The sequence below is a fragment of the Hymenobacter lutimineralis genome, assembly GCF_008271285.1.
Lineage (GTDB): Bacteria > Bacteroidota > Bacteroidia > Cytophagales > Hymenobacteraceae > Hymenobacter > Hymenobacter lutimineralis.
Genome location: NZ_VTHL01000001.1, coordinates 551,961 through 561,490, shown reverse-complemented (window position 1 = coordinate 561,490; position 9,530 = coordinate 551,961). Strand labels below are relative to the sequence as shown.

The 9,530-nt window shown below is 60.0% G+C and carries 8 protein-coding genes and 1 pseudogene; 7 read left to right on the top strand and 2 right to left on the bottom strand.

What is annotated here, in order from left to right:
* The first annotated feature begins 84 nt into the window (after positions 1-84).
* Together FY528_RS02260 and FY528_RS02255 are read left to right on the top strand one after the other, a co-directional pair.
* Positions 85-747: a leukotriene A4 hydrolase C-terminal domain-containing protein gene (locus FY528_RS02260; protein WP_262383882.1), complete on the top strand. Its 663-nt coding sequence runs from the start codon at positions 85-87 to the stop codon at positions 745-747.
* A gap of 73 nt (positions 748-820) precedes the next feature.
* Positions 821-1,768 carry a cyanophycinase gene (locus FY528_RS02255; protein ID WP_149069351.1) on the top strand — a complete coding sequence of 316 codons (948 nt, stop codon included), beginning with the start codon at positions 821-823 and terminating at the stop codon, positions 1,766-1,768.
* 77 nt (positions 1,769-1,845) lie between these two features.
* Here the strand turns inward: FY528_RS02255 and FY528_RS02250 are convergent, their stop codons facing one another.
* On the bottom strand, positions 1,846-2,853 hold the full coding sequence (locus FY528_RS02250; RefSeq protein ID WP_149069350.1) for an isoaspartyl peptidase/L-asparaginase family protein: 1,008 nt from the start codon (positions 2,851-2,853) through the stop codon (positions 1,846-1,848).
* 149 nt (positions 2,854-3,002) lie between these two features.
* Here FY528_RS02250 and FY528_RS02245 point away from each other — a divergent pair, with 149 nt between their 5' ends.
* The 3 genes from FY528_RS02245 (at position 3,003) to FY528_RS02235 (ending at position 5,153) form a co-directional block, all read left to right on the top strand.
* Entirely contained in the window at positions 3,003-3,419 is a 417-nt protein-coding gene (locus FY528_RS02245) for a DUF3127 domain-containing protein (RefSeq protein ID WP_149069349.1), read from the top strand.
* A gap of 200 nt (positions 3,420-3,619) precedes the next feature.
* Positions 3,620-4,474, top strand: a complete 855-nt coding sequence (locus FY528_RS02240; protein ID WP_168680078.1) for an SDR family oxidoreductase — start codon at positions 3,620-3,622, stop codon at positions 4,472-4,474.
* Positions 4,475-4,523: 49 nt separating this feature from the next.
* Positions 4,524-5,153, top strand: a complete 630-nt coding sequence (locus FY528_RS02235) for an RNA-binding domain-containing protein (RefSeq protein ID WP_149069347.1) — start codon at positions 4,524-4,526, stop codon at positions 5,151-5,153.
* A 446-nt stretch (positions 5,154-5,599) separates the two neighbouring features.
* On the opposite strand, the gene FY528_RS02230 is transcribed toward FY528_RS02235, so the two are convergent.
* Complete coding sequence (locus FY528_RS02230) at positions 5,600-6,127, bottom strand: DinB family protein (RefSeq protein ID WP_149069346.1); 528 nt, start codon at positions 6,125-6,127, stop codon at positions 5,600-5,602.
* Positions 6,128-6,697: 570 nt separating this feature from the next.
* On the opposite strand from FY528_RS02230, the pseudogene FY528_RS21775 reads away from it, so the two are divergent.
* Positions 6,698-6,796: pseudogene (locus FY528_RS21775) on the top strand (YkvA family protein); the annotation flags it as partial.
* Between the two features lie 384 nt (positions 6,797-7,180).
* Positions 7,181-9,451, top strand: a complete 2,271-nt coding sequence (locus FY528_RS02220) for a S46 family peptidase (protein WP_149069344.1) — start codon at positions 7,181-7,183, stop codon at positions 9,449-9,451.
* Positions 9,452-9,530 lie beyond the last annotated feature (79 nt).

The following is a 9,530-nucleotide window of genomic DNA, read 5'->3' as shown; positions in this document are numbered from 1 at the left end:
GTGCCCCCACCCGTACCCGGACGACCCAAAGTGTGCGGTTCGACCAATTTCCATTCCCGTTCGCTTAATTCATGGCGGCGTAGCATGCCGCTAAGCTACGACCACTGTCCACACTCCCTAGTAGGCCGCTCCCGCCTCGACACCTTTATTAAGGAGTACTTCACGCGCCACAGCTTTCAAGCCATGGATACGGAGTCGTTTGTGGCTTACCTGCGACATGAGCTGTTGGACGCGGAGCCGGGGCTGGAAGAGAAACTAAACCTGCAGGCTTGGTTAAACAAGCCGGGTATTCCGGCGGGCGCACCCCCGGTACACTCCACCCGCTTTGAAGCCGTGGAGGCCGCGCGCCAGGCGTGGCTGGCCGGCACCCCGGCCGCCGACCTCAGCACAGCCGCTTGGAGCAGTCATGAGTGGGTGCATTTTCTGCAGGGCCTGCCAGCTCTCCTTTCCTCGGTGCAACTAGCCGAGCTGGATGCGGCCTTCGGCTTTACGCACTCCGGCAACAACGAAATACTGGCTGCCTGGTTTCCGCACGCACTAGCCGGCAACTCCCCCAGCGTGACCGAAGCCCTGGAAAAATTTCTGACCCACGTTGGGCGACGTAAGTTTCTGGTGCCACTTTACAAGGCGTTACTTGCAGCACCCAATGGCCGCCACCGTGCCCAGGCCGTATACGCGCAAGCTCGGCCTAACTACCATTCCGTAGCGCGGGGTACGCTGGATGAGTTGGTGGGGCCGCCCCGGTAACCTCCTCTGAGATGGCGCGAACCTTGCTTGAGCGCCGGTTCTTTTCTCGATTCTGAAAATTATAGTACGACAGTTGAAAACAGTAAAACCCCTCGGTAAGCTGATTGCCATCGGCGGCAACGAAGATAAAGGCACCTACTCCAGCGCCCGGGTGCGCAAGAAATACTACCTCAACTTTTTTGAGTTGGGAATTCTGAAGCGGGTCGTCACGGAATCGGGCAAGGTCGACCCGCGCATAGAGGTAGTGACCACGGCCTCCATGATTCCAGAGGAAGTGGGCGAAATCTACCGGTCGTCCTTTACCATGCTCAATTGCCACAACGTGGGCGTGATGGACATTCGTACCCCCGAGGACGCCCGGCAGCCGGAATACCTGGAACGCCTGCGGTCCTGTGACCTGATTATGTTCAGCGGCGGCAACCAGTCCCGGCTCAAGGAAATGTTCGGGGAAAGTGAATTCCTCGACCTGCTCACCACCCGCTACCAGACGGAGCCCAGCTTCGTAATGGCCGGCACCAGCGCGGGCGCCATGGCCATGTCGCACATGATGATCCGGGGCGGCAGCGTGCCCGATGCACTATTGAAAGGCGCCGTGAAAATGGGCCACGGTCTGGGACTGCTCAACAATGTGGTTATCGATACGCACTTCGTGAAACGCGGCCGTTTCGGGCGCCTGATCGAAGCCGTCAGCCTGTACCCCAAGCTGATTGGCATTGGCCTGGGCGAGGACACCGGCATCCTCATCACCGATGGCAACGTCATCGAAACCATCGGCTCGAACCTGGTTATCATTATGGATGGCAAAAGCATCCAGCACAACAACGCCCCGGCCGCGAAGAAAGGCACGGCCCTTTCAGTAGAGCACATGACCATGCACGTGCTGGCCAAAGGCAATGTATACAACATGCAGCAGCGGCAGTTTTACGTAGACCGCGCCACCCACGACGCCGCCTTGGCGGCGCCCACCGAAGCCAGCCCTTCTCCGGCCCCGGGCTCACCTCCCAGCCCGGCCACAACTTAAGCCAAGCAAGCGGGCTTCCCAATGGGAAGCCCGCTTGCTTTTGGTCGTTTTCGTGTGCCTATATATATAAGGAGTAGCTAGTCGCGGTAAATACCCACGTACAGAGGAGAGGTAGCTGTCTGGCTGGCGCGGTACATGCCTTCAGAATTGAAGGGCAAAGCCACATTGCCGGCGGCATCCACGGCTACCAGTCCCCCTTCCCCGCCCATGGGAGCCAGCTTGTCGTGCACCACCACGCGGCAGGCCTCGGCCAAACTCAGGCCCCGGTACTCCATCAGGCAGCTGATGTCGTGGGCCACAACGGCGCGCAGGAAAAATTCCCCGTGCCCGGTGCAGCTGATGGCGCAGGTCCGGTCGTCGGCAAAGGTGCCCGAGCCGATGATGGGCGAGTCGCCGATGCGGGAGTAGCGCTTGTTGGTCATGCCCCCGGTGCTGGTGGCGGCGGCCAGGTGGCCGTGCGCGTCGCGGGCTACGGCTCCTACCGTCCCCATTTTCTTTTTGGGGTCTTCGCCCACAAAGGCCGCGGGCTCGGCCAGAGGTGCATCTACGGCGGGCAATACGGTTTCGGGCTTTTTGGCTGCGCTGTGGTCGAGGCGCATGCGCCCTTCCTGCAGAGCTTCCTGAAGCTGGTCGTAGCGGTGCTGGGTGAAAAAGTACGCAGCCGGCTGCGTAGGCAGGCCATGTTCCCGGGCCAGCTCATCGGCCCCGGGATAAGCCAGCAGCACGTGGTCGGTTTTTTCCATCACCAGCCGGGCCGCCCGGATGGGGTTCTGCACGGTGCGCACCCCGGCCACGGCCCCGGCCGCCCGGGTCCGGCCATCCATCAGGGCGGCATCCATCTCGTGGTGCCCTTCGTGGGTAAACACCGCGCCCCGGCCGGCATTAAAAAGTGGGCAATCCTCCAGGCTGCGCACGGCCAGCTCTACGGCATCAAGGGCCGAGCCGCCCCGCGCCAGCACGGCGTAGCCGATTTCCGTGGCCTCACGCAGGGCGAGTTGGTAAGCTTGCTCTTTTTCCGGCGTCATGAGGGCGGGGGAAATGGTACCGGCTCCTCCGTGCAGGGCCAGGGCAATGGGTGGGTTCATCAGCAAGGAAAAAACTTGGGGAAAGAAGAAAACGCAAAGCTAAGAAAGGCAGCCGACTGGCTGTTGGGCTCCCCTACGCAGCTAGCCTAAGCGCGTTTTTTTTCGTAGGTTTGATTGACTGTTTTCACTTCCCCAAACTATTCTTTCTTATGGCTTACGATGCTACCGGCCGCCTGCACGAAATCTTCGACGAACAGCAGGTGAGCGAGAAATTCCGCAAGCGCGAATTCGTGCTGGAGGTTGTAGATGGCCAGTACCCTGAGCATATCAAATTCCAACTGGTACAGGATAAAACGGCCCTCATCGACCAGTACCGCGTGGGCGACGAGGTTAAAGTAACCTTTAACCTGCGTGGCCGCGGCTTCAACAAGAATGGCCAGATGCTGTACTTCACGAACCTGGAAGCCTGGAAAATTGATGCCGCCGCTGGTGGAGCCGCTGCTCCTCAGGGCGGAGGCAACTACCAGCAAGCTGCTCCCCGGCCAGCCGCCAATCAGAATCCGAACCTGCGGGCCCAGCCGGCAGCCCCCATTGCCTCGGACGACGACAACGACCTGCCTTTCTAAGCACCGCGCCTTGCTGCGTGCTACCCAAAGTGCCGCCCATCCCGGGCGGCACTTTTGTTTTCTCGGGTTTGACGTAGAAACTACAACGGCCGGGCCTGGTTTTATCGTTTAAACCCGGGCGCCCTGCCCCTGGCCTGCCTTGGCCAGGCTTTTTTCACGAGCAAGTACCTAGTATGGCAGTTCCTGCGTCAGAAGTTTCAATGCGTGGCAAGACCGTGCTCCTAACCGGCGCCACGGGCGGCCTTGGCACGGCTACGGCCCTGGCACTGGCCCGCCGCGGCGCCCACCTGCTTTTGGTAGGCCGCAACCAGCTGAAGCTGGAAGCACTGCTCGCGCAAGTGCAACAGGCCGGAGCCACAATGGGCGGCAGCGCCGAAATCTTGGTGGCTGATTTGTCGTTGCTGGCGCAGGTACAGGAGCTAGCCGAGGAAGTAACGCGCCGCCACTCGCAGCTGGACGTGTTAATTAACAATGCCGGCATTATGGGCGGGCCGCACACCATCACCAGCGAAGGCCACGAGCTGAGCTGGGTGACCAATCATTTGGCGCCCTTTGTGCTTACCAACCTCCTGCTCCCGCTGCTGCTGGCAGCGCCCCAAGGCCGCATCATCAACGTAGCGTCGGAGGCGCACTGGCTGGGGCAGATTGAAGCCTCCCGGGAAGTGCGCAACGCCCGCGGCCGCTACAGCGGCATTACGGCGTACTGCGACTCCAAGCTGGCCAATATTCTTTTTACAAATGAGTTGGCTCACCGCCTCGACCTGACGGCCATTACGGCCAACAGCCTGCACCCGGGCGTGGTGAATACCGACTTGGTAAACGGAGAAAAGCCCCCACTGATGCGGGCGCTCTGGTGGCTGGCGAAGCCCATCATGGTAACGCCGGAGCGGGGTGCCCGCACTACGGTATACCTGGCCAGCTCACCGGAAGTGGCCCGCGTAAGTGGCCGTTACTTTAAAAACAGCCGGCCGGGCCGCTGCGCCGAGCGGGCCAGCAACCGGGCTGAGGCCAACCGACTGTGGCGCATTTCGGCCGAGGAGACGGGAATCGAGTAAGGGTCAGCTTCAAGTACCATTCTTCATACTTAATGTGTAGCTGCAAGCCATGACAGAGTTGCAGGAACTGATTCGGCAGGGCGAAGGCGAACAGCTGGAATTTAAGAAGCGGACCACGCACCCCACGCGCATTGCCCGTACCCTGGCGTCGCTGGCCAACACGCACGGCGGACGGGTGTTGGTTGGGGTTGATGATGATGGCCGCATTGTGGGTGTGCGCGATGCGGAAGAGGAAATGTATCAGCTACGCGAAGCCGCAGCGCACTACATCGATCCGCCTTTGCAGCTGCGGTTTCGGGAAGTTGAGGAAGATGCGCGGGTGGTGGTGGTGGTAACGGTTCCCGAAAGCTCCCACAAGCCGCACCGTGCCCAGGTGGCGGAGGGCGACTGGCGGGCCTACGTGCGCGTGCGCGACGAAAGCGTGCAAACTAGCCAGCTCACCGAAAAAGCCTTGGAACGCCAGGAGCCCGAAGCTCCCCGCCTGGAAAGGCTACCACTGAACAAAGAGGAACTAGCCGTGCTAGAATACTTGCGGCAGCACCCGCGCATCACGCTCTCCCAGTACATGAAGCTGCTCAACATCGGGAAGCGCCGGGCCTTCCGCACCCTCATCAAGCTTACCCTGCACGGCTACATTAAGCACCACGACAAGGAGAAAGAAGTGTATTATACGCTGTGAGTGGAACGGCGAAGAAGAAAACCGACTAGTGATATACGGGCATGTAGTGCACCAAGCCAGCGTTGAAGCAATCAAGCCGGTACAACTTTACTCTGCACATAAAACGTGAAAGCCCCTGACGCTAGCATAGAAATCAGGGGCTTTCACGTTTTATGTGCAGGGCGGCCCCCGATGATGAGCATTGGTTTGCTCAGAACAGCTTATAAAAAAGCAGCCCGAGTATCTTTCATTACCCAGGCTTCTTGGGGCTATTCCTGCTTGCGGGCGCGGGCGGCTTTTTTCTCGTCTTTTGCGGCTTTTTTCTCTTTTTCCGTCTTCGTCGACTCTTTCTTTTTCTCTTTTCGGGCGTCTTGCGCTTTGGCCATAGTGGTAGGAATGAAAAGGAAGGTGTATGCTGTTTTAACGTGGGGGAATACGCCCGTGTTGTGGGGCGCTAGTTGCTTCTCTTAAGCCAATAGGGGCAGATACCGCTCCCGCAATATTTGCAGGTGATGCGCTTCGTGGCCGGCTAGCATGTATGCAAGGGCCCGCACGCTCACTGGATTGTTGCTGGCAGTACCGAGACGGTCAAAGTCTTCCGGGCGCAACGACTCCAGCAAGCACAGCGTAGCGGCCCGCACCGTATCGTATTCATGTAGGATACTTTCCAGGGTACGGGCATCGGCCGCGGAAGCCGGCACGTAGTCGTTCTGCTCAAAACCAGGCAAAGCTGTGGTGTCTCCCCGGGCGATGCGCAGGGCGCGGTAGGCAAAAATACGCTCCGTATCCATAATATGGACCAAACTTTCCTTGATGCTCCACTTGCCGGGGGCGTAGCGCAAGCGGGCTTGTTCGTCGGAAAGGGTTTGTACTAGCTGGCGCAACTGACCGAGCTGATCCCGCAACTGTTGCAGCGGATCGGTGACAAGTCGAACGTAGGTTTCGTAGTACGGCGCGTACTCGTTGCTGGCCGGACGGGAAAGTGGAGTGCTCATGGAGCGAAAGTACAGGAAAGCCGTAATTTTCAATGCTCGCGCCGAAAAACCCTGGCTTTGCCGAGGCAGGGAAGCTACTCCCGCTCTCCGGGAAGGGCTGGCCAATCAAGGCCCCAACGAAGGCACCGCCGGGTAGCGGAAGTTGCCAGTGTAGTCAGGGCTGTTGCTCGTCCGGCTCGAATGAGGGCCGGGCGCAGGTACGGAGGCACGGTTTCTTTTGCGCTTACGACACTTTCCGGCTAAGATGAATGCTTAGCCCCACAACACCAGCCGAGCTTAAAACGTACACCGGGCTCATCCCTAACTTCCTTACGCATGGCTTCCCTGGTTGAAAAAGGCCTTTCTATTTCCAAAAACGCACTGTTCAGCGTATTTCTTAATCGCGCCGGCAAACTACTGGGGCGTCCCTTCAAGGCCGTGCTGGTACTGAATGAAGTTGCCAACAAGCTGGCCAGCAAAGACAGCGGCAACAACAAATTCAGGCAGCTATTCGACGTAGCCCGCACCGTGGTGCGCCTCGTGCGCAACTACATCAGCGGCGACTACCGGCAGATTGAGACAGGCACGATTGTCTCGGCGCTGGGCGTGCTGCTCTACACCCTCTCCCCCGTGGACTTGGTGCCGGACTTTATCCCGGTGGTAGGCTTTCTGGACGACCTGGCCTTGCTGAGCTGGTTTGTGGAGAAATTCCAGGGCGAAATCACCCGCTTCCGGGAGTGGGAACAAACCCACGCCGCCGAGGAAGCAGACGATATTCCGGCCGCTTCCCGCATCCCCAAAGCCTCGAATACCAACGCCCAGAACGGCCCCGCCGTGGCCGAGCTTGGCCATTCGTAAACTAATCTTTCGTTTTCAAGGATATTCATCCAAATCACAAAAACGAAAAACAGACAACGCAAAGCGCCCGACCAATAGTGGTCGGGCGCTTTGCGTTGAACCACCCGGCGAGACACCGCCCCTTTCCGCGAAACACTGCGGGAAAGATCATTACCCAGCTGCTCTCTGCGTATTTTTACCGCCTGCTTTCCACCCATTCCCCTTTTCACGTCCCCAATGCCCATTCGCACCCGGCTGGCTCTGCTGGCCCTTACGCTCTTCACTGCCTTTTCCGACGCCCGCGCCGACGAGGGCATGTGGCTGCCGCTGCTGCTCAAGCAGCTCAACGAGGCCGACATGCAGAAAAAAGGCCTCACGCTCACCGCCGAGCAGATTTACTCCGTCAACCAGGGCAGCCTGAAAGACGCCGTGGTGCAGTTTGGCGGCGGCTGCACCGGCGAAATCATCAGCGCCGAAGGGCTGCTGCTCACCAACCACCACTGCGGCTACGGCCAGATTCAGAGCCATTCGTCGGTGGAAAAAGACTACCTTACCAACGGCTACTGGGCCATGTCGCGGGAGCAGGAACTGCCCAACCCCGGCCTCACGGCCACTTTCATTGTGCGCATGGAAGACGTGACGGCGCAGGTGCTTACCGGCGTGCCTAGCACCGGCATTCTGGAAGCCCAGCGCGAACTGCTGGTGCAGCAGAACATGCAGCGCGTGGGCCAGGCGGCCGTGCAGGGCACGCACTACCAGAGCTTTGTGCGGCCCATGTTTAACGGTAACGAGTACTACCTGTTTATTACGGAAGTATTTCAGGACGTGCGGCTGGTGGGCGCGCCGCCGAGCAGCATCGGCAAGTTCGGTGGCGACACCGACAACTGGGCCTGGCCCCGCCACACCGGCGACTTCAGCTTGTTCCGCATCTACGCCGGGCCCGACAACCGGCCGGCACCCTATTCCCCGGCAAATAAGCCCTTCAAGCCCCGCCACCACCTGCCCATTTCCCTGGCCGGCGTGCAGCCCGGTGACTTCACGCTGGTGTTCGGGTTTCCCGGCCGCACCAACGAGTACCTCACCAGCTGGGGTGTGGATGAAACCTACTCCGTGTCGAACCCGGCTAAAATAAAGGTGCGCGACGCCAAGCTGAAGGTGCTGGCCGCCGATATGCAGGCCTCCGATAAAATACGCATTCAATACGCGGCCAAGTACGCCAGCCTGGCCAACTACTGGAAGAAATGGATAGGTGAAAACCGGGGTCTGCGCAAGCTGGATGCCGTGCGCGTGAAGCAACAGCAGGAACAGCAGTTTCAGCAGTGGGCCGAAGGGGGCGACGCCGCGCGTAAAGCCGCCTTTGCGGGTCTGCTGCCCGAGCTGCAACAGCACTACGCCACCGGCCGCGACTACACCCTGGCCCGCGACTACGTAACCGAGGCAGCCTTGGGCGTGGAGTTGCTCAGCTACGCCAACTCCCTGCTGCCGCTGCTGGACCTTATCGACAAGAAAGTCCCCACCACCGAGTTGACGGCAGCTGTGGAGAAAGCCCAGAAGGGCTCTACCGGCTTCTTCCGCAACTACAGCGCCCCCACCGACCAGAAAGTAGCCGCGGCCCTGCTCCCGCTCTACGCCGAGGGCACGCCTTCTGCCCTGCTGCCGCCCACCGTGCAGACTTTGCGCCAGCAGCACACCACCCCAGCCAGCTGGGCCGGGTACGTGGCCCAGCTCTACGGAAAGTCGCGTCTGACTTCGGAGGCCGGGGCCCAGGCCGTGCTGGCCGAAGTAGCCCAGGGCAAAGCCGACGCCCTACGCCAGGATCCGGCCGTGCAGCTGGCCTTGGCCATCATCACCACCTACCGCCAGCAGGTGCTGCCTACGTATAATAAGGCCGCCGAAAATATTGCGCTGCTCCAGCGCACCTACGTGGCGGGCCTGCGCCTGCAGCAGCCCCAGCGCAAGTTCTACCCCGATGCCAACTCCACCCTGCGCGTGGCCTACGGACAAGTAGCTGGCTACCAGCCTGCCGACGGTATGCGCTACGAGTTCTATACCACCCTCGACGGCATCATGGAAAAAGCCGACCCCACCAACCCCGAGTTTGAGGTGCCAGCCCGCCTGGCGGAGCTCTACCGCAACAAGGATTTCGGCCCCTACGCCTACAAGGGCACCGTGCCCGTGGCCTTTATTGCCACCAACCACACCACGGGCGGCAACAGCGGCTCCCCCGTCATCAATGGCCGCGGGGAGCTGATTGGCACCAACTTCGACCGCAACTGGGAGGGCACGATGTCCGACATCATGTACGACCCCGACCGGGTGCGCAACATCACCCTCGACGTGCGCTACATGCTGTTCGTGGTGGACAAGTTCGCCGGCGCCGGCCACTTGGTCAAGGAAATGACGCTGGTCGGCAGCACCGCCGAATCCTCCTCCCCGGCCTCTGAAGGCAAAGTGAAGAAGATGAAAGTAAAGCAGAAACGCACCAAGGCTGAGAAAATAGAGGCATAGATGCTCTTAACATATTAATCGAGTACTAAGCCTGAGTTACAGCAATGGCCCAGGATTTTCTCTACTTGAACAAAAAAGG